The organism is Snodgrassella sp. W8124 (assembly GCF_016100875.1).
GTDB lineage: Bacteria > Pseudomonadota > Gammaproteobacteria > Burkholderiales > Neisseriaceae > Snodgrassella > Snodgrassella alvi.
The window spans coordinates 1-22667 of record NZ_JACFRP010000007.1; the positions used below are offsets into that span (position 1 = coordinate 1).

The 22667-nt window shown below is 40.6% G+C and carries 11 protein-coding genes and 1 tRNA gene; 8 read left to right on the forward strand and 4 right to left on the reverse strand.

Annotated features, from left to right (window positions below):
- The 4 genes from H3U73_RS10415 to tsaA all read right to left on the reverse strand — a co-directional run.
- A partial coding sequence (locus H3U73_RS10415; protein WP_198190509.1) for an ESPR-type extended signal peptide-containing protein occupies positions 1 to 4822 on the reverse strand: 4822 nt, incomplete at its 3' end.
- Between the two features lie 882 nt (positions 4823 to 5704).
- On the reverse strand, positions 5705 to 6061 hold the full coding sequence (locus H3U73_RS10420; RefSeq protein WP_198190510.1) for a hypothetical protein: 357 nt from the start codon (positions 6059 to 6061) through the stop codon (positions 5705 to 5707).
- Positions 6062 to 6184: 123 nt separating this feature from the next.
- Positions 6185 to 7102 carry a UDP-3-O-acyl-N-acetylglucosamine deacetylase gene (lpxC, locus tag H3U73_RS10425; protein WP_198190511.1) on the reverse strand — a complete coding sequence of 306 codons (918 nt, stop codon included), beginning with the start codon at positions 7100 to 7102 and terminating at the stop codon, positions 6185 to 6187.
- Between the two features lie 302 nt (positions 7103 to 7404).
- A complete protein-coding gene (gene tsaA / locus H3U73_RS10430) occupies positions 7405 to 8097 on the reverse strand; it encodes a tRNA (N6-threonylcarbamoyladenosine(37)-N6)-methyltransferase TrmO (RefSeq protein WP_198190517.1) in 693 nt (230 codons plus the stop codon).
- Positions 8098 to 9032: 935 nt separating this feature from the next.
- On the opposite strand from tsaA, the gene H3U73_RS10435 reads away from it, so the two are divergent.
- From H3U73_RS10435 to H3U73_RS10470, 8 genes are all read left to right on the forward strand, one after another.
- Positions 9033 to 9782: an electron transfer flavoprotein subunit beta/FixA family protein gene (locus H3U73_RS10435; protein WP_198190512.1), complete on the forward strand. Its 750-nt coding sequence runs from the start codon at positions 9033 to 9035 to the stop codon at positions 9780 to 9782.
- Positions 9783 to 9793: 11 nt separating this feature from the next.
- Complete coding sequence (locus tag H3U73_RS10440; RefSeq protein WP_198190513.1) at positions 9794 to 10738, forward strand: electron transfer flavoprotein subunit alpha/FixB family protein; 945 nt, start codon at positions 9794 to 9796, stop codon at positions 10736 to 10738.
- Between the two features lie 174 nt (positions 10739 to 10912).
- The gene (locus tag H3U73_RS10445; protein WP_232335745.1) at positions 10913 to 11968 is read left to right on the forward strand and encodes a low specificity L-threonine aldolase; all 1056 of its coding nucleotides are present in this window, start codon (positions 10913 to 10915) and stop codon (positions 11966 to 11968) included.
- Positions 11965 to 12573, forward strand: a complete 609-nt coding sequence (locus tag H3U73_RS10450) for a YigZ family protein (protein WP_084548537.1) — start codon at positions 11965 to 11967, stop codon at positions 12571 to 12573. The genes H3U73_RS10445 and H3U73_RS10450 overlap by 4 nt, the downstream gene beginning before the upstream one ends.
- A gap of 70 nt (positions 12574 to 12643) precedes the next feature.
- Positions 12644 to 13924: a phosphoribosylamine--glycine ligase gene (gene purD / locus H3U73_RS10455; RefSeq protein ID WP_198190514.1), complete on the forward strand. Its 1281-nt coding sequence runs from the start codon at positions 12644 to 12646 to the stop codon at positions 13922 to 13924.
- An 875-nt stretch (positions 13925 to 14799) separates the two neighbouring features.
- Positions 14800 to 14873 (forward strand) — tRNA-Gly (locus H3U73_RS10460).
- A gap of 318 nt (positions 14874 to 15191) precedes the next feature.
- Positions 15192 to 15680 carry a DUF6678 family protein gene (locus tag H3U73_RS10465; protein WP_370570152.1) on the forward strand — a complete coding sequence of 163 codons (489 nt, stop codon included), beginning with the start codon at positions 15192 to 15194 and terminating at the stop codon, positions 15678 to 15680.
- A 1356-nt stretch (positions 15681 to 17036) separates the two neighbouring features.
- Positions 17037 to 22667 (forward strand): ESPR-type extended signal peptide-containing protein (locus tag H3U73_RS10470; protein ID WP_198190516.1); only part of this gene is annotated, 5631 nt, incomplete at its 3' end.

A 22667-nucleotide genomic window follows, 5' to 3' on the forward strand; every position in this document is an offset into this window, starting at 1 on the left:
CTACATGGGTAATTCTTTGTGCAATACCGCTTCCATGACTGGCATCATATGCACTTATACCGCCATTCCATTGCAGGGCATCCTGCCGTAGTTCGGCAACATTACTGGTGGCAGTACTGATCGTATTGTCTAATTGTCCCAGTATCGTTGAAGTACTGGAAGAAAGGCTATTCAGTCCGATGGCAGTACTGGAAGACAGACTGCTCAATCCGCTAGCTGCACTGGAAGATAAACTGTTCAATCCGCTAGAAGTACTGTTAGACAGGCTGGCTATCGTGCTTGAAGTAGTCGAAGATAAACTGCTCAAAGCATTTGATGCTGCGGTAGACAGACTGCTTAATCCGCTGGAAGTTGTGGTAGACAGACTATTTAGTCTGTCCGGCCAGTCTGTAGATAAACCGTTTACTTTATCCTGAACTGAGCTTAAACCACTAGAGACTGATCCTGATACTTCTGCCAGACTGTTGGCATAATTTGCATTAGCCTGATCAAGCTGCGCACCAGTAATCACATCAGTTGAATCTGCTGATACTTCACCGGCAGCAACATTGGTAATTTTTGCCGGATTTTTGGTTGCACGACTGGCATCATAAGCAGCAATATCATCATTCCATTGCAGTGCATTCTGCTTTAAATTAGTTACCCTGTTATCAATATTGCTTGCAACAGTAGACAGACTGATCACATCATTACCACCAGTTTGAGTAATCGTACTCAAAGAAGACGTGAAATGATCGAAACTGGTACTAACACTGCTGGAAAGTTCCGTAATATTAGTATTAGTTGTATATAACTGGCCAGCAGTAGCAACATCACTTGATCCCTTTTCAATATTGCCATCAGCTACATTGGTAATTTTCTGGACTTTTCCATCACGCATAGCATCATAAGCACCATCTTTCCACAATAGCGCATTCTGCTGTAATATTTTTACATTAGAGTCAGTCGCTGCCAGGCTGCTTGATGCTGATGCAGACAGTTCAGTCAATCTGCTGTTGGTACTGTCGATACCCGTAGACAAACTGGATAATTGATTACCACTAATTTCAGACAATGATGAAGATAGGCTATTTAAACCTGTTACCACACTACTGGAAACGTCGTTTAGATTACCGGACAGGCTGCTAACCTGAGTATTGGTATCAAACAATTGCCCGCCGGTTATTACATCACTTGAGTCTGCTGTCAGACTACCTTTGGCTACATTGGTAATTTTTTGTGCAGTACCGGTTGCATGACTGGCATCATAAGCAGATATATTGCTATTCCATTGCAGCGCATTCTGCTGTAATGCAGCTATATTTGAATTAACAGAGCTTAACCCGGTATTGGCCGCTGCAGAAAGAGAGCTCAGACCGGTACTCAGCGATTGATTTAAATCAGCTGAAATATTATTCAAACTGGCAGATGTCGAACCAGACAAACTTACCAATCTGCTATCCAAACCGGCAGACAGAGTAGCCACACTGGTATTGGTGTCAAATAATTGCTTACCGGTGACAACATCAGTGGATTGTTCACTCAGATCACCATCTTTAACATGGGTAATTTTCTGTACACCATTTTCAACACCATGGCTGGCATCGTAAGCACCGTCTTTCCACTGTAAAGCATCCTGCTGCAAGTTAGTAATATTGGAATTGATATTATTCAAACCTGTACTAAGAGCTGTAGATAAACTGCCCACACCATCTGCAGATAGATTCTGCAGAGAACTGGATAAATTATTCAAACTTTCTGCTGTAGAACTGGAAAGACTAAACAGCTGTTTACCGGTCACCGCATCAGTTGAGTCAGCACCCTCTCTGCCGTCTGCTACATTGGTAATGCGCTGATTACCAAATGCCGGATGTTTAGCACTGTATGCCTTATCAGTATCATTCCATTGCAAAGCATTATCCTGCAAGGCCGCAACTTCGCGCTGATTATTTCCCACAAGTCCGGAAAGACTACTAATAATCGACTGAGAAGAGCTGCTTAAGGCCGTACTCAGACTGTCTAACCCACCTGTAGTTGATAAAGATAGATTATTCAGAAGATTATTGGTTGTATATAACTGTGCTCCGATCACCACATCAGATGAATCTGCTGTTAAGGCACCGGCCGCAACACCTGTAATTTTCCGATTACCGGCATCATAAGCGATTTTACTTTCATTCCATAACAGAGCTTTATTACTTACATCGTCTATTTTTTGGTTACTGTCTGCCAGATTTGTACTAATTGTGCTGGTTACGTTATTCAGTTTAGCTACAGTAGCGGTCGAAAGACTGTATAACTGTCCGCCGGTAATTACATCTGTTGATCCCTGTTCAGTACTACCGTCTGCAACATTGGTAATTTTCTGAGCTTTTCCGTTACGCTCAGCATCATAGGCACCATTTACCCCATTGTCACCTGCTTTCCACAGTAAAGCGTTATTTTGCAAACTGGACAGGCTGCTACTTACACCACTGGCTACTGTAGACAAACTAGCAATATCTGCTATATTTGAATTACCCACTGAATTTGACAGGCTGGTCAAACTTGAAGCAAAACTTTCTGATAAATTAGTCAGATTTGTATTGGTTTCATATAACTGGGAACCAATAACCACGTCACTGGAATGAGCCGAAGAAATATCACCGGCCGCAACATGCGTGATTTTCTGGGCTTTTCCGTCACGTTCAGCATCAAATACACCATCTTTTAACTGTAGTGCATCCCGGCTTAATTGATTCATGCTGGTTGAAGTATTGTCCAGAAGCTGATTGAGCTTATTTGAAGTTTCTGACAGGGTTGTACTGATTGAAGCAGACATTGAAGTGGAATTCGATAGCGCAGTGGAAATACTGCTTATCGCAACAGTTGATAAACTGCTCAATGCTGAATTGGTACTATAAAGCTGTCCGCCATTAATAGCATCAGTTGATTCTGGCGATAAATCACCGGCCGCAACATTGATAATTTTTGCTGTATTTGCCTGACCGTGAACTGCATCATAAGCCTGTACATCGTCATTCCACCGTAATGCATTTTCCTGCATCTGGCTGATACTGGTTAAAACTGAAGTATTTATTGCATCAAGTTTGTTATTAGTTTCAGTAAGCCGGCTGTCCAGTAAGCCGGCTGTATCTACCAGCTTGCTGTCATATGTAACTAAAGTTGAATTGGTCGTATTTATCAGTTCATTTAATTCTTTGTCGTTTTTAGTTAAATGGCTTACTGTTGAAGAAGACAGACTATTCAGACTGGCTGACACAGAATCGCCCAGGCTTTTTAACTGAGCTACATTGACAGCATCAGTATCCTGTGTACCGGCTGCCAGGCCGGTAATCTGCCGTGTGGCACCAGTACTGGCATTACCAATCGCCACCGATCCTCTAGTACTGTTCCAGGTAGATGATGTAGCATCATGAACCCCACCAGCAGGATCATAGCCAGCCACACCTGCTGCGGCTGTAGTTGCAGAATTACTGCCTATAGCCACGCCGTCATCAGAACTGACATTAGCCTCTGTACCGATGGCGACGCCATTCATACCACTAACTTGAGTCTTGTTACCCAGTGCCAGGGCATTAGCAGCACCGACTTCAGCTTCATTACCTACAATCATGGCACCGGTAGCATTTGCAGAGACTTTGTTCAGATTGCCTAATATTCTTATATCATCTGCCTTAGTAGCACCGGTTGAATCAAGTGCTATAACATTACTATTACCGAATATACCGGTATTATTAGCAGCAATCGTACCATTCTGATTACCGAAAGAATAAGTGTCATTCCCGGTTACACTAGTGATACCGGTTGCCTGATCTTTATCTTCATCTGCAATTTCACCATTGACTGAATTATAAGCAGTTGTTGTCTGAGAGCCGCCAATTGCACCGGATCTGTTCCCGCTTACCTGATTGGCTGAGCCTATACTGATACTTTGTTCGCCAGTGGCCTGAGCTGAATTACCAATAGCTACGGCAGAATCTGCTGTAGCCTGTGCCTGAACACCTAAGGCAACAGTACCGTCAGCACTGGCCTGAGATTTCAAACCGGCTGCCACACTACCCACACCATTAGAAGATGCAACCGAACCTAAAGCCACACTGGAAACACCTGTAGCCTCAGCGCCGACACCAAAAGCAATCGAGGCCCGCCCAGAAGCCAGAGCAGCAGTTCCGATGGCCATCGCGCCACCGGCAGTTGCAGTAGCATTAGTACCGAATGCTACTGAGTAGTTACCAGATGTATAAGCACCACAACCGGATGCAAAAGAATAGACACCATAGGCTAACGGCATTTTATTTGCAGCACCACCCGTCTGTGTACCCTGCATAGCAGCATCCGCATTGACCGAACTTGTGTTTGTGCCATAAGCCTTATCGCTGCCATTAGCAAAGCGTAAATATTCATCCAGCGCAGAAAGTGAATTACCTTCAATTGTACGTTTAGGGTCGCCTCTGCCAGCAACTTCATCTGCGCCACAGCCCGGAGAATCTTTAGCAAAGCCATTGACGCCGTTGATAATTACCGAACCATGGCTTGCCCTGGCTACACCATTCTGATCTTTATAATATACGTAAGCACCATTAGTACTAGTCGTCTTACTGTCGCCACCAATAATCGCAACATTAGAAGCAAAAACATTCGGAATAACGAGTGAAAAATTCAGAATTGAAGCGATAAGGCTCCGTTTAAAGACTGATCCGAATCGGGACTTATTTTTTATCATGCCTGTGGCCGGCAAGCAGGCTACGGTATCAGACTTTGTTTTGCTTTTAGCTAGTTCGGAGGCGGCTACCCAGGTCTGGGTCGTTTCATTCCATATAGCACGATATATTTTATTCAATTGGTTTACTCCTGATTAGAAATCATGCCGTCAAACAAAATTTGTATAAATTTAAATAAAGTTAAAATTTAAAATTAAATCTTTAAGTAATATAACATAATATACTTGCTTGTATGTATTCAACAAATTTAAATAATATTTAGTAAACTCAACAAAAACCATATTTTTTATAAAAATAAATATTTGAAATTTAAATATTTTTTTAAATTTATTTCAAAAATTAAATATATAAATATGTTAATTAAATAGATTGTTTATATATTATTATTGTCTTATTAACACCACAGTAATCTGATTAATTCGTTTTCTCAAAATTAAAAAATTATAATGGCATTTTATTACACCTAAACAAATCTGATCCAAATAAATGGTTTTAGGCAGTTAGATTTATTATCTACTTTTCGTTTGCTAGCCACTTGAATAAATACAGTGATGGAAGTAAAAATAGTTATTAATCAGCTAAACGACGCAAATTGGCCGCAATTAAGTTACGCTTACACATCATTTGAATTGTATTTTGTGTACTACTGTTTCTGCATAGCAGAATAAAATTTGATTTGACATATATTAATTTATCAAAACAGACAGACACAGACAAAGTATCTATATTTGCAGAGAAAAGCAGAATAGCCAGAAAATCTAGATCAAGGCATAACAGAATGTTATGCAGAAAGGTACAAAGCAAAAATGGTCTGACTGTAAAAACAATATACTATTTAATTTAATAAATAGCATATTGTTAATTTAAATAAAAAATATAACTGTGAATAATTAATTACAGAAAAATTCAATTTTTAATTAATAACCATGTAGCCGGAATACTGGTTTAACAGCCATATTCAAACCAATCAGCAACCAGATCGAATCTATATAATTCAGTTACTACTCCATTTGTTTTTCAACATCAATCAGCGCCCGGCGCGATAAAGCCAGATTGGCACGGTTGCTATCAAGTACTGAATACAAAAACAGGCTACCCAGTTTTTTCAGCGGCCGGATCAGATGATACTGCTGCCCCTGTGTAATCAGTATATCCTCAATTTCATCACTAAGATCCAGCATCTGCATAGTTTTGATTTTAGAGCGGATAACTTCCGTACTGCTGGCCGCGGCAATTTCCAGATCAATTTTATTAATGGCATTACCGGCCATTAACATACCATTATCATAATCAACCACCGCCGCCGCCAGTGCACCTTCTACGTTTAGTAATTGCGCTACAACAGCTTGATAATCCATTGCATTTATATCCCGGAATAATATAATAAAGTGAAGCCGGTTAAATATTATCCGGCCAGTTTAACCTGATTTTGTTAAGTAATTATAACATATTCTTAACATGAATATTATCATGGCCGCAAATCAGGCTGCATGTGGCAACTGATGAAATGCGGCTGGCAGCTGATAATTATGCGGAAAAGTTACCCATTCATAGGCTTGCGGCTGCGCCAAAAGCTGCCTTAACAGCGCATTATTGATCGCATGGCCGGATTTATGTCCTTCAAAGGCGCCGATAATCGGGTGACCAAGAGTATAAAGATCTCCAACAGCATCGAGAATTTTATGCCGGACAAATTCATCCGGATAGCGCAATCCTTCAGGATTAAGCACATCTGTATCATCAATTACAATTGCATTGCTCAGATTTCCGCCCAGCCCCAGATTATGGCTGCGCATCAGTTCTACTTCCTGCATGAAACCAAATGTCCGTGCGCGGGAAATTTCATCAACATACGACTGTCCGGCAAAATCTATCGTGAAAGTCTGATTACTGCGATTGAATACCGGATGATCAAAATCTATGGTTAAAGTAACCTGAAACCCCTCATACGGAGTAAATTTTACCCATTTATCTTCTTGCGACAGCATTACCGGCTGTTTAATACGTAAGAATTTTTTTTCAGCAGGCTGATCAATAACACCCGCATCCTGCAAAAGATAAATAAAAGGCAGGCTGGAACCATCCATAATAGGGATTTCCGGAGCATTGAGCTCAACAATGATATTGTCGATTCCATAGGCAGCGAATGCCGACATAATATGCTCAATGGTGCCGATACGAATACCGTCCGGAGTAACAACTGTAGAAGATAAACGGGTATCGTTAATCAGTTCAGGAGTCAGCGGCACAATACGGCCAAGTTCTCCGTTCAGATCAGTGCGGCGAAAACGGATACCGCTGTCAGATGCAGCCGGATGCAGACTCAGTCTTACCCGCTCTCCGGAATGCAAACCCACTCCGGTAACACTGATACTTTTTGCTAATGTGCGCTGCAGCATATTCTGTTCCTGATCAATCTGATAATCCAATGGTAACGAATTTAACCGGTAAAAGTAATGAATTTTGCCAAACAGTGGATAAATTATTGCTATCAGAATTTATTTCTGCCAATTATCCACAGAAAGTATTATCAGCAGAAAAGTTATCCACATAATCCACAAATCATACTCATCCGCAAATAATAAGTTATCTACGATTAAATAGATGATTTTTTAATATTATTTTCACTTTTCCACAGGATGTATGGCTTCGTCTTTGTCTTCATCCATTTATTATTTATATTTTTATTTGAATAATAATTTTAAATTCCGACATGTTCACGTAATCCGGTTACTTCAACAGTTTTATCTCTGAATTGAAATAAAACATCAAAATTACCCAGATGCATAACAAAAACTTTGTCTGTATGGTGCTGATGCACTGGTCGCGGATCTTGAGCCAGACTTTGATTAACTAATTGAAAATATTCTGAATCTAATGAAAAAAATTGCATTTGATTTAATGCATGCTGTGACCAGTGAACTGTCAGTAATTCGCGTTCATGTGCAAAACTGCTATGTGCATAAGGTTTAGCCTCAACAAACGGAATATAGGGTTTGATATCAATTACCGGTGTCTGATCGAGAAAATCCACACCGCTTACATACAATCGAATCTGTTTACTACATACAATTCGCTCTAGTTTTACCAGTGATAACCCTAAATGATTAGGCCGATGCGGACTGCGGGTTGCAAAAACCCCTTTTTTTTCTTTACCTCCTAATTTTGGCGGTCTGATCAGAGGTTGCCAGCCGTCTTTAATGGTGGCATGAAAAATAAACTGAACCCAGATATATTCATAATCACTTAAACCGCGTACACATTCAGCAGTAAATTCTGTGGATAAATCGATATATGCCTGAGCTGCCGGTACCAATCCTGGCTGCCGGGCAACTCCGAATTTTTGTTTATAGGGAGAATTAATGTAACCAATCGGGTGGATTGTCCAGTGCAGACCGGAATTTTCAGAAGATGCGGGCATAAAACGTACAAAATGTGATTAATCAGAACAGGTATATTGTACGGTAATTAGTATATTTCTCTGTATATAAATTGTGGATAAAATAATTAATTTATTGTTTTTATTATGCTTAAATTAATCATTAAATGAGTTTCAGCTGATATTCGACTACTTAAGTTATGCACGGAATCATAATATTATCGTTTAAATTGTTGATAAATATATTTATATTATTTACTGTTTTATACTGATTTCCGTATAAATTCGAAACAGCTTGTTTATCTGGCAGTATTACTGATTTATTAGCTGTTTAAAAGTATATTTTCTAATTAAAAATATTATTAATAACGATAAACAGATCATTATGATTGTGGATAATTTAATTTTTAGAGATAAATGAATTTCTGTGGATTTTAATCTTGTATGGAAATGTCTGATTCATGATTTCAACCAGAATAAATTATTAAACCGGTATTCCAGACTCGTAGCCTGAAGACCTGCCTATGGATAAATATAACAGAGTAGGGGAGTGGTTAACTATATAATTTTAATATTATAAAAAATAATTGTGTTGAATTACGGATTTTAAGTTGCAATGTTTTTATTTCATACCGGAAATTAGACTGAATTGATCTGTTTATAGCTGTTGATTATTTTTTACAGAATTAAAAAATATTGTACACAGTGATTTTGAAACCTGCCGGATAAAGTTATCCACAAATAATATTTGAACAGCAAAATGATATTTCCAACTGAGTGTCGGCAGTTTATCTGTATTTCTGTTACTATATCCGGTTAAGTATAAATTGATAGTAGCAATTAAATTACACTGATTAGCTGATTTATCTGTATTGCGGTGGTTAATCTGCAATCAGAATACCGGTAATCACTGATGATTGCCGGTTATGATTAATCTAAAGGTGGTTCAGATGAAAATATTGGTAGCGGTAAAGCGTGTTGTCGATTACAACGTGAAAGTACGTGTTAAACCTGATGAATCAGATGTGGATATTGGCAATGTGAAAATGTCGATGAATCCGTTTGATGAAATAGCTGTGGAAGAAGCTGTACGTTTAAAGGAGGCCGGTAAAGCCACTGAGGTGGTGGTGGTATCTTTAGGTGTGAAACAGTGTGAAGAAACCTTGCGTACAGCTCTGGCAATGGGTGCTGATCGTGCCATTCATGTTGAAACAGATGAAAAGCTCGAGCCGCTGGCCGTGGCTAAGTTATTAAAAGCCGTGGTCGAAACCGAGCAGCCGCAGTTATTGTTGCTGGGTAAGCAGGCAATTGATGATGATGCCAATCAGACGGCACAAATGCTTGCCGCTTTAATGCAGCTTGCGCAGGGTACTTTTGCCAGCAAAATAGAGCTTAAAGCAGATGAAGTGCTGGTTACCCGTGAAATTGACGGCGGACAGGAACAGCTGGCGCTGAAATTACCTGCTGTAATCAGTACTGATTTGCGGCTGAATGAACCTCGCTATATCAAGCTGCCGAATATTATGCAGGCAAAAAAGAAACCGCTTGAGAAAAAAACAGTAGCTGAGCTGGGTGTGGATATCAGCCCGCGGTTAGTACAGTTAAAGGTAACTGAACCTGCTGAGCGGGCTGCCGGCATCAGGGTTGGAAATGTGGCCGAGCTGGCAGACAGATTGCATCACGAAGCAAAAGTCATTTAAAGGAGATATTAATGTCGGTATTGATTATTGCTGAGTATCAGCAATCCTGTCTGGATGAGGCTACTTTGCACGCTGTATCTGCGGCACAGCAACTGGGAGAAATTGATATTTTGATAGCCGGGCACAATGTGGCCAGTATCGCTGCTCAGGCACAGCAAATTAAAGGGGTACGAAAAGTATTACTGGCTGATGCTCCTGATTATGCTCAGGTATTGGCGGAAGCAGTAGCTCCGCTGGTAGTGCAACTTTCTGATTCATATGATCATATTATTGCAGCAGCTACTTGTTTCGGTAAAAATTTGTTACCGCGTGTTGCTGCTTTACTTGATTGTGCCCCTGTTTCTGATGTTGTTGCCATTATCGACAGTCAGACCTTTGTTCACCCGATTTATGCCGGAAATGCTTTGCAGACAGTGCGTAGCGAACAATCAAAACAGTTGCTGACAATCCGGACTACCGCATTTGCTCTGGTAGAATCTGCTGGCGGGCAAGCGGCAATTGAATCTGTTGCCGCTGTTCCTGTGCCTGAATTAAGCCGTTTCATTGAACGTAAGCTGACCAAATCAGATCATCCTGAGCTGACTACTGCTAAAGTGGTAGTCAGTGGTGGACGCGGTTTGGGCAGTGCTGAAAATTTTGCTGCACTTCTCAACCCGCTTGCCGATACCCTGAATGCAGCTATCGGTGCCTCACGCGCGGCTGTGGATGCCGGTTATGCTCCGAACGATTATCAGGTAGGGCAGACAGGGAAAGTAGTCGCACCGGAGTTATATATTGCTATTGGTATTTCAGGAGCCATTCAGCATCTGGCCGGAATGAAAGACAGTAAAGTTATTGTGGCTATTAATAAAGATGCTGATGCTCCGATTTTTAACGTAGCTGATTATGCGCTGGTTGCTGATTTAAATACTGCTGTACCAGAACTGCTTGAACAGTTAAAGGCTCTCGGACATTAAATTGCTGATGGTTGTTGAATAATGTTTCACGTGAAACATTATTCAACAGTTTGACCTTGAAACAAACGGGTAGAAAGTATCCGGTTTGCTGTAACTGATTGCCGATAAACTGCCTGAATAAATCCAGTATTCAGGCAATTTTTATGATATCTTTTATAAAAAATTCAGCTTAAAATGATGAACCGATTACATGATAATCAGAGTTATGCTTTTGCATCAGATAATTATTCAGGTGTTCACCCGAAAATTATCCAGGCACTGACAATCGCTAATGGCGGACATCAGCCTGCTTATGGTGCTGATGTGTATACGCTTGCTCTGCAACAGAAAATCAAACAGTTATTTGGTGAGCAGGCTGAAGCTTTTCCGGTATTTAACGGAACCGGAGCCAATGTTACCGCTTTACAGGCATTGTTGCCGCGCTGGGGTGCGGTGATTTGTGCGGAGAGTGCACATATTCAGTGTGATGAAGGAGTGGCGCCTGAACATCTGGCCGGCGTAAAGCTCCTGACGGTTGCTACTGATGATGGTAAATTAACCCCGCAACTGGTAGCCCGGCAAGCCTGGGGATTTGGAATGGAACATCGTGCTCAGCCGGCAGTTGTGTATATCAGCCAGACTACTGAGCTGGGCACTTGTTATAGCGTGGCTGAAATCCGTGATCTGGCCGAGTATTGTCATAAACATAATATGCAGCTTTATCTGGATGGAGCACGGCTGGCGAATGCTCTGGTAGCGGAAAATACTGATGTCAGAACTATGGTTACCGATACGGGTGTGGATATGCTTAATCTGGGCGGTACTAAAAATGGTATGCTTCAGGGCGAATGTATCATCAGTATGCGCGCAGATACTCATGCTGCTATGCCGTATCTGCGTAAAATTAATGCTCAGCTTGGTGCAAAAATGCGTTTTATTTCAGCACAATTTCTGGCATGGCTGGAAGACGATCTGTGGCTGGATCTGGCCGCCGGCAGTAATCTGATGGCAAAGCGGCTGGCTGCATCACTGACCGCAATTGAGCAGGTATCGGTTACTCAAAAAGTTCAGGCAAATGCCATATTTGCAATATTACCTGCTAATGCTCGTGCCCGTTTGCATCAGCAGTTTCATTTTTATGACTGGGATGAAAGCAAAGGAGAAGTACGCTGGATGACCAGTTTTGATACCACGCCTGAACAAGTTGATGCATTTGCGGCCGCAATCAGGCAGGCTATTGCGGAAAAATGAGTACAATTTATCAGTACACAACGCTGGCAGCACCGGCACAGGCAGAATTTAAAGATAAAGGCAGCCGTTTTCTGGCCTTTGCCTATCCGGTGCAGGATGAGTCCGAAATTCGCCAGTATGTGCAAACTTTGCGGGAACAGCATCATAAGGCACGTCATTGCTGTTTTGCATGGCGTCTGGGCGTAGATGGTAACCGTTATCGTGCCAATGATGATGGAGAACCTGCTGGTAGTGCCGGCCGGCCGATTCTCGGACAGATTGATTCTGCGAATATCACTGACGTTGTAGTGATAGTGATACGTTATTTTGGTGGTACTTTGCTGGGAGTGCCCGGGCTGATCCATGCTTATAAATCTGCTACTGCGGCAGCGATAGAAGCTGCTGATAAAATTTGTCTGGATGTATGCCGGCAATTATGGCTTTATTGTGATTATGCTCATTTGAGTGAAGCAATGCGCTGGTGCCGGCAGCAGCAGGCACAGATAATACAGCAGGATCTGCAGCAGCAGTGCTGTCTGTCTGTCCGCCTGCCGCTTGCTCAGCTGGAAAGCGGGCTGTCATCTTTACGCAAGCTGCGGATGATTGATGTTAAACTGGATAACTGAATATTACTGGTTAATGCTATAAAACGCAGCCGGCTGGCTGCATACACACCTTATTTTGGAGAAGGGGTATATGAAATTACTGGTTATCGGCAGCGGCGGAAGAGAACACGCTCTGGCCTGGCGTCTGGCACAGTCTCCCAAAGTAAATACGGTTTATGTTGCTCCGGGTAATGCCGGTACTGCAACAGAACCAAAGCTGCTCAACCTTGCTGTAACTGATCATCAGCAGTTGATTGCCTTCTGTCGTGAACAGCAAATAGCATTTACAGTAGTCGGTCCGGAAGCACCACTGGCAGCGGGTATTGTGGATGATTTTACTGCCGCTGGTCTGGCTGTTTTTGGTCCGAGCCAATATTGTGCTCAGCTGGAAAGCTCAAAAGATTTTGCTAAGGCGTTTATGGCCAGAACGGGTATCCCCACAGCTGCCTATCAGACTTTTACTGGTGCTGAAGCTGCTCATCAGTATATCAATCAGAAAGGCGCACCGATTGTTATCAAGGCTGATGGTCTGGCAGCCGGTAAGGGAGTGATTGTTGCCATGACACTGGCCGAAGCTCATCAGGCTGTAGATGATATGTTGCGGGACAATGCTATGGGTGCTGCCGGTAGCCGGGTGGTAATCGAAGACTTTTTACAGGGAGAAGAAGCCAGCTTTATTGTTATGGTGGATGGTGAGCATGTTTTACCTATGGCTACCAGTCAGGATCACAAACGCCTGCTTGATTTCGATAAAGGCCCGAATACCGGCGGAATGGGTGCTTATTCTCCTGCACCGGTAGTGACTGAAGCTGTACATCAGCGGGTAATGGATGAAATTATTCTTCCTGTAGTAAAGGGAATGCAGGCTGACGGCCATCCTTATCGCGGCTTTCTGTATGCCGGTTTGATGATAGATGATAGCGGAGCACCGTATACCATAGAATTTAACTGCCGGTTTGGTGATCCGGAAACTCAGCCGATTATGTGCCGGTTACAAAGTGATATGGTGGAGCTGATAGAAGCTGCTCTGGACGGCCGGCTTGATACGGTGACCGCTGAGTGGCGAGATCAGGCTGCTGTTGGTGTGGTACTGGCGGCGGCTGGTTATCCACAGGATCCGCGTAAGGGAGATGTAATTTCCGGGATTACCGAGGCTAATCAAACCGGAAAAGTTTTCCATGCCGGTACAGCGTTTAATTCCCGGCATGAACTGGTTACTCATGGCGGACGGGTATTATGTGTAGTCGGATTAGGTGCCGATATCAAAACTGCACAAACCAAAGCTTATACTGCTCTGGAATCGATAAAATTTGCCGGTATGCAATACCGGCATGATATCGGTGCTAAAGCATTAAAAGCTGTGGATAACTAAGTCTGATTTTTATATTTTATCCTGTTTATCAACAGATATTTTAATTATGTATTCTGTTTAGTTTAGCCGAACAGAATACATAATTTTTTGGCTAAACCAGATAATTAATATGTACTATCAAATTATTAAGATAAATTTTGATTATCGTGATATTCAATTTTAGCTTAGCACAGGCAAATGATAAAAATATAAAACTGTAATTGAATCGATTCTGTGGATAAATATAAAAATGATGCTATGGATAATGCTGTCTATAACTTGATTACATCCTCAGCAGTTAAAATAAATCGGCATATTCATTAACGATTTTGAGAGATCATTATAAAACTGTTTTATGCGAAAAATTTGAACAGGTTTCAATAAGAGGATTTAAGCATCAGAATATTTTTTATTAACTGTGTATTATCAGCAATTGTAATCAAAATTAAATATGACTTATTCAGATATCGATTATTGATAACAGACACCATATAAAATGATAGTTGTCATCAATACTGGATTGTCTGCACATAGTCATTTATCCAGTATTTATCCACAGTCGATGGATTTCTGGCCAAAAATATGGTTTTTAAGCACCTATTTTATTTAAAAGTATACTGAAATTTTCCCAGAAAAGATGTTAACTATCAGTGATCAGTAAATTTCAAATCAGGCCTAATAATCTGTCAAAATTTCAATGGCCGGAGAAAATAATCTGTTGCAATTCTCAGTGAATTAGCCGGATATTGAATAGGCGATGCTAACTATTGCTGTGCCTAATCCTGAATTTCTAAACCGGATAGAAATGTTATCTGGTTGTTTGGTATTAATAAGGCTATAATCCATAACGGTAAGCTTACCGGTAACATTGCATATTTATAATAAGCAATTGCTGTGCGGATATGATGTAGTGGTAGCATAACTGCTTCCCAAGCAGTTCGGGCGGGTTCGAATCCCGTTGTCCGCTCCAAATCTTCTTTTAATAAGTCCATGGGTAATGATAATCAGTCTGCTGCTATATTCAATCCGACAGCTTTTTTGAGTATCTTATCTTATTTCCTATGATGTGTTTCAGGTTAGATAAATACTTCAGTACCAGGTACTATTGCTTGTTCCGGTTAGTTCGACATTAAAAAATAAGCAGATATAACGCTGCTAACCGATTTATCAATTGGCTTAGCAAACCTGCTGTAAAATCTGTATCCTGAAATGTCAGTGCTGACATCGATATTTTCGTTTGATATGCTTGGTTGAATTATCAGTGTGAAATATACAATGCCGGAAATATATGTCTTTGAATAAGTCGAACTCAGCAACAGAATTATATGAAGAATATAAAACTATTATTAGTCACCATAGCAACTATATCTGTAAGCTAAAAATAAAAGTTTCTGCCATCATTGCAAAAAGGCAACTGGTTTCATTTATGAATGACATTAAATGGCTTGAACTTCAATATGCAGTTAAAGAATTATCATTTCCGCCTCCGTATATACTGCGATGTGTTACCGATGGTGACGATATTGCAGAACCTTCTTTTGAAAAAATACCTTGGTGGATAGGTGACTGGTCAAATTATTATCATGAGGGTATACCAGCATTATTTAATATTGAATGGATAAAAGTATGCCCGCAATTAAGCAAATATCGCGGGCGTTTAGTGGAAAATGAAGTTTTAGATGAAACAGAAGCTTTCAGGACAATACTTAACCGGCTGAATATACCTTATGACAGAAAAGATAATATTTTTACTATTTATGGATATAAAAAACCTTAGCATTCGATAAATATAAAAATTTATAGAGTAAATAATCCTATTTTTTGTTTTATTACGAACACTTTTTTGCTTATTCAGCGAAACTAGGTATTGAAAATCAGTGATCTACTTAAAGAATAAGTTTAATATGTTTTGTTTTATTAGAAGAAAGCCTGCGATTAGATATCTGTGGAGAAATAACTAAAAGATAAATTTCTCTTAATTTGGATAATAAAAATATATTTTTATTAATAAAGAGTTACAACAAGAACAATATAGTCTGATATTTGGAGACTGCTACCAGGATTTGCTGTCAATAAAGCGAATATTGAAACATCAGAAAAATCTTCGGGAATATTTGATCAATATTTGTAGTTATATGTGGATTTATTATCTGCTATAGAATGATATCCACAGATTTATACACAAACTGTAAACTTTTTATTCTGGTTTATTTAAACTAATACGTACCCTATCCTGATAGCAGCAAAAGAAAAGATTTTTTTTAAATTACACGGCTTGAATCAGTAATACAAAATTTATACACCGAAAAATGTGTAGTTTGCTCCACTGTTGGTTTTATTCATAGTTTACTTATTTCATCAGCTATACCATATATGACTGATAAAAATTTATCCCTGAAATTTTGATTAAAAATCAGCAATTGCTGCCGCTAGCCGGTGCTTTATGTATAGGCCTGGCTGATGTTTTCCAACTTAAGAGCAGGTTTAGCTCTCGATAGTTGGTTTATTCCTCTTATAAAGCAGAAATAGCAACTATGGTCCGGCGCATTTGATTTTATCCGCAAAATTTTATTTAAATTGGTGATTTGCTATTGTTTAATATGAATCAATTAGATTTTAAAATCTTGATTTATTATATATAAATATTGCATAATAATTTAATTATATTATTAATAATTAATACTATTTTCAAAAAGAATATATTATCTTATTAGCATAAATAATAATGAAATACAAAGTAATGTGTCACAAAAATTATATATATTATAGTAGTTTAAATAGAAAAATTTAAACCATTACGGATGCAGATCAATCGTTACTAAAATTTAACTTATTTAATATACTGTCGCTTTTATAATACATTTGATAATAAATAAACAAATAACGTATAGGGATAAACAGGTAAAATAAAAAAATATAAAAAATCATATAAATTAAATAGTTAAATTTATTTATTTCTGAGATTTCTGAATGATTTTGCCTGTGTTTAGGTATAAAAATGTTATTTATTTATTCGCATTTATTTAAATATTTATGTTATATTTATGAATAATTTAACTTAATTTTAACCTATCTTTAATTTATTAAAGTATTTTGATAAACGCATGATTTTAAAAAATTAGGAGTAAACCAATTGAATAAAATATATCGTGCGATATGGAACGAATCCACTCAGACTTGGGTGGCCGCTTCTGAATTAGCAAAAAGTAGAACCAAGGCCAATGCGGTTTCCAGTGATATTGCTAAGCCGTCTCTGTTAACCAGAATAGGTGTTTATACATTCAGACTGGGGTTAATTGCTTCGCTGATCAATATATCTTTATATTCAGCTAATGTATATGCAGCAGGCAGGACCAGCATCTGGGGTGAGTACATGTATGGTGATGAGGCCGCCAGTAGAAAACAAACAAGCTATAACTCACTTACCATTGCAGGGGATAATGAGGATTATTGTGGTTATGATTATGTTAAAAATCGATCAGATACTAAAAAGACACAAGCAAATCTTCTTGACCCCTTAGAGGAATATTTGCGTTTTGCACAGAATACAGCGTTTGACAGATATACACCTTATGGCTCAACCGATCAAGCAGAAAGATGGTACGGTGAAAAGACACGGATTATTGATAAAAATTATGGTACTGCCGGTTATCAGAATGGGGTAGTTACCAAGGGAGGAAGAAGCTCTCTTCCAAGAGCTTATGGAGTAGCTTCTTTTTCTTATGGGTGTGCATCCCTGGCTACAGGTAATTATTCCTTGGCTTTTAGTGTTAATGCTACTGCTACAGCTGGCGGAGCTCAGGCATTTGGTCCGGCAGCACTGGCTTCCGGACGGGCGTCCAATGCGATCGGAGTTTCATCTGAAGCCACCGGTGTGTCTGGTGTTGCTTTGGGTTCTGTGGCTCAGTCTGATGGTGTGGGAAGTGTCGCGCTGGGTTTGCAGGCACGGGCCACCGCTGACGGTGCTGTAGGTGTCGGGGTAGGAGCTCATGCAGGACTGGATTCCGGTGTAGCCATTGGTAACGATAATATTCTTGCCGGCAAGCAAAGTATCGGTATCGGTTCCGGTAATGCGGTAGATGGTGAGCAATCAATTGCTATCGGCAGTGCCCAGACACCTACTACCTATAACAAGGATGATGGTACACAGAAAAATGTAACAACAGGCTATACCAATATTAAAGGAAATAAAACTTTATCTCTGGGTAACAGTAATACAGGCGGGAACTTTGATACGAACGGGAGCCTTATTACAGACGGTATTTCGGCAGCCAATACCGCCATCTTCGGTAACAACAATGTGATCAATAATGCCGTTGACGGTGCTCATATTATCGGTAGCGATAATACAGTAGGTACCTCAGTAGGTATTGCAGGTACTGGTGCAACTGTAATTGGTAATCAAGCTAGCATTAGTGCAGATAATGCTCTTGCTTTGGGTAATCAAACCACTGTTAGCGGTGCTGATGCTATGGCAATAGGTACTGGTGCGGGGGCTACGGTGTCTGGCGGTGTTGCTCTGGGTTCCGGTTCTCTAGCGAACACAGCTCAGGATGTTGCCGGCTATAATCCAAATAATCATGCAACCTACAGCGATCCGGTTAGTACAGCTGCCTGGAAAAGTACCAATGGTGCTGTTGCCATAGGCAATACTGACCCAAAACAAAATATTACCCGGCAGATTACAGATGTTGCGGCGGGTACCGAGGATACGGATGCAGTTAATGTTGCTCAGTTAAAAAATCTGAGCTTTTCAGTTCCGGGTATTTTTTCGTCTGCGTCAACCAGTATTGAGGCTAATCTGATTGCAGCAGATCAGACTATCATCAGTAGCTCTGCTGCAATGCCTGCAAAATTTGATCCGCTTAATAACAGCATCAGTACTGTTTCATCGCAGATAAAGCAGAAGTTTGGTGATCAGAATACTTCTGGTGAAGTAGGAGAAAATATTTCCCGGCTGAGTACATCTTTAGCAGATAATATTACTTCTATACAGAAAAAGCTCCTGCTGGATCAGGGTGGGTTCTATGACGCTAAAAATTATGATGGCAAAACGCCGCGTAAAATCATTCACGTAGCTGATGCAGATATCAGCTACGCCGGTTCAACCGATCTGGTTAATGGCAGACTGCTTTATGCGACCAATTCGTCGCTGAGCTCTTTATCATCCAGTATAGATAGTGGTCTGAGTACGCTTAATAGCGGTTCCACTGAGGCTAAAAATATAGTTGATACTTCAACCAGCCAAATCAATACTGGTATAGATAGTTATTCCACATCGGTTTCTACCGGTATCCATAATCTGCAAACAGGCATATTAAAATGGAATGGTCTGCCTGAAGGCGAATTCAGGGCTGATAATGATAATACTGACCACAAGATAACAGGTGTGGCAGAAGGTTCGTTAGCAGCTGATTCAACCGATGCTGTAACTGGCGGTCAGTTACATACCACTAATACCAATATTAGCAGTCTGTCCAATAGCGTCAGCACAAGTTTCAGTAGTTTATCCAGCTCACTGTATGACTCTTCTGGTCTGGAAAAATTATCAACAAGTCTGAGTGATACAGGTAATCAGGTCGCTGCTTTACAAAATGATGCACTGCAATGGGATGATATTCATAAGGTGTATCGTGCCAGACACGGTGATAATGATGAAAATCAGAAAATCACTCATGTTTCTGCCGGTGTTGTTGATTTCGCTTCAACTGATGCGGTAACCGGTGGTCAGTATTATGATCTGAATACCGAGATAGATACCAGCGTAAGTACACTGACAGCAAGTGCTTTGCGCTCTGTCGGTCAGATTAATAGCAACATTTCGGCATTGCAGCAACAAGTACTGCAACTTGACGGAAAGAGCTTTAATGCACAGCGTAACGGAAAAAATCAGGCTATTACCGGAGTAGCCGGGGCTGATTTAACTGATTCATCAGCTGATGCTGTTACCGGAGCACAGTTATATTCAACAAACACATCTCTGAATAATTTAACGGATTCAACTGCTACCGGACTGAGCAGCTTGTCGACACAACTGAGCACATATTCTGAAAATACGCTGCAAAGCGGTATGGAACTTGTGAACGGTTCCAATACGAGTCTCAGTGCCTTACAAAGTAATGCTTTACTGTGGAATAGTGAAGATAAGGCATACAGTGCTGCTCACGGTACGCAAGGAAACCAGAACATTACCAATATAGCAGCCGGCGAGGTAAAAGAAAATTCAACTGATCTGATTAATATGGGTCAGATTCATGTATTTTCGGTGTCTGCGTCTGCAAGTATCGCTGCTGTAAACCAGGCAATAAATTCATTAAATGGTTTATCTGATACTGAAATTAATCGCCTGGCTGATACCATTAGTAGCAGTCTGAATACGGCAGATAATCAAATAGCGGGTTTAAAGAAAAATCTGTTGTTGTGGAACGGGAACGCTTATGATGCCAGTCACGGTAATCCTGAAGGTACGGAGAAAATTACCCATGTAGCAGAGGGCAGTTTGCAGTCCGATTCAACGGATGCCGTAACCGGAGGGCAGTTATACCAGACCAATACCAGAATCAGTGATCTGAAAGCAGAATCTGATAATCAGTTTAATATTTATTCCGGTAAGATTGATAGCAGTCTGGCTGCTGCGCAAACGAGTCTGAGTAATTCTATTGCTACAGATATCAATAATGTGCATGGTAATATGGATTCCGGTGTACAGACAGCTAACTCGCATATTACTGCTCTGCAGCAGGATAGTTTATTGTGGAATGGAAAAGCTTATGATGCCAGCCATAATCAGGGTGATAATGGAAAAAACAAAATCACTAATGTGGCTAAAGGGGACATTTTACATGATACATCATCCGATGCTGTTACCGGTGCGCAGTTATTCGCTACCAATAGTAGTATAGATTCACTTTCTACTGCGTTTGACAGCAATGCATCTAAGTTTATCAGTACTACGGACAGTAATTTGAGCAGCTTGTCAGTTGCCATGCAGAATTCATCTTTTCCCGGACTGGAAAGCCTGTCTACCGGAACTCAGTCTCGTCTGGGTGAGATAAATAATCAAATTTCTGGGTTACAGCAGGCACTGCAATGGAACGATGGTGCTTATGATGCCAGTTTTGGTAAAAACGGAATGCAAAAAATTACTCATGTTGCTGATGGCCGACTGGAGGAAGGGTCAAAAGATGCGGTAACAGGTAATCAATTGTATAACACTGATGCTGCCATCAATAATCTGGGAGCAAGTTTAAGTACCGGTATAAATAATATTAGCAGCTCCATACAGAGTATCGCTCAAAAAAATGATGAAACGATAACTGATTTATCCGAAAAAGTGCAGCAAACTAAGAGTCAGCTGACCAGTCTGGAGACTACTACAGCAGCCGATCTGACTCATATCAATACCGGTATTTCCGCTCTGCAGGATGATGCTGTGCAATGGGATGGCAAAAACTATGTTGCCAACCATAGTGGTAAGCCAGGCATCATTACTCATGTATTAGCTGGTAGTCTGAATGAAGGTTCGTCAGATGCAGTGATTGGTGCACAGCTGTACAACACTAACAGCAGTATTACTGATCTGGGAAATAAACTGACAGATGTATCCAATAGCTTTAGCACGGGTATCAGCAGTTTATCCACAGCTGTATATGATAATGCTGATTCGAAGCTGTCGCAGTTGGTACAAAACAGGGAAAATATTGAAAATAATATTACACATTTGTCCTCAAGTGTATCCTCTGCATTTATTTCCGCTGACAATGAAATAGCTATTCTTAATCAAAATGCATTACAGTGGAACAGCTCACTGAGTGCATTTGATGCCAGTCATGGTCAGAAGGATGAAAAACATCTGATTAAGAACGCAGCTGAAGGTGATCTGCATGCCGGTTCGGCTGATGCTATTACTGCAGGTCAGCTGTATACCACCAATAGCACATTTAATGCACTGGATGATAATATCAGCGGGCGTTTTAGTAGTTTGTCAACGACATTAAGCAGTTTGATTAATACTAATGTAAGTACGCTTTCTTCCAGCATTGCCGGTCTGGATACCCGGGTGAGCGGATTAGAGCAGAATGCATTACAATGGAACAGCGATATTGCTGCTTATGATGCCAGTCGTGCAACCAAAAATCCGGCAAAAATTACCAATGTTGCTGCCGGTCTGATAGCATCAGATTCGTCTGATGCCGTTATTGGTGCTCAGTTACACAGCTTGTCAACTGTGTCTGATGGTCATTTGTCCACCTGGCGCAGTTCAATACTCTCCAGCTTAAGTACAATAGAAGATTCAGCAACTACGGCATCTGGTTCACTTTCTCAGCAGTTCGATACGCTATCAGAAAATATCTCCAACAATTTCCAAGAATTTTCCGGCAGTGTTTCAAGTGGGGTGAGCAGTTCGTTTGTCAGCACTTCAGAGATTGTTACCGGTTTGTCATCTGCTATACATGAGCATCTGAGCCAGCTGTCTGATGGTATAGGTGAGAGTTTAACCGGTCTGTCGACCAGTACGGATACTGGTATCAACACGCTTTCTTCGCGTATTGATAGCTCAGCAAGTATATTAACAGAGTCTTTAAATACCGTTAATAACCATATAAGTACGCTTAATCAGGATGCCCTGCAATGGAATAGCGGTATTAGTGCATATGATGCCAGTCATGGAAGCGGTAGTGCACAAAGAATTACCCATGTAGCTGCCGGTAATGTATCAGCAGATTCAACTGATGCAATTAACGGAGGTCAGCTCTTTGCTCTG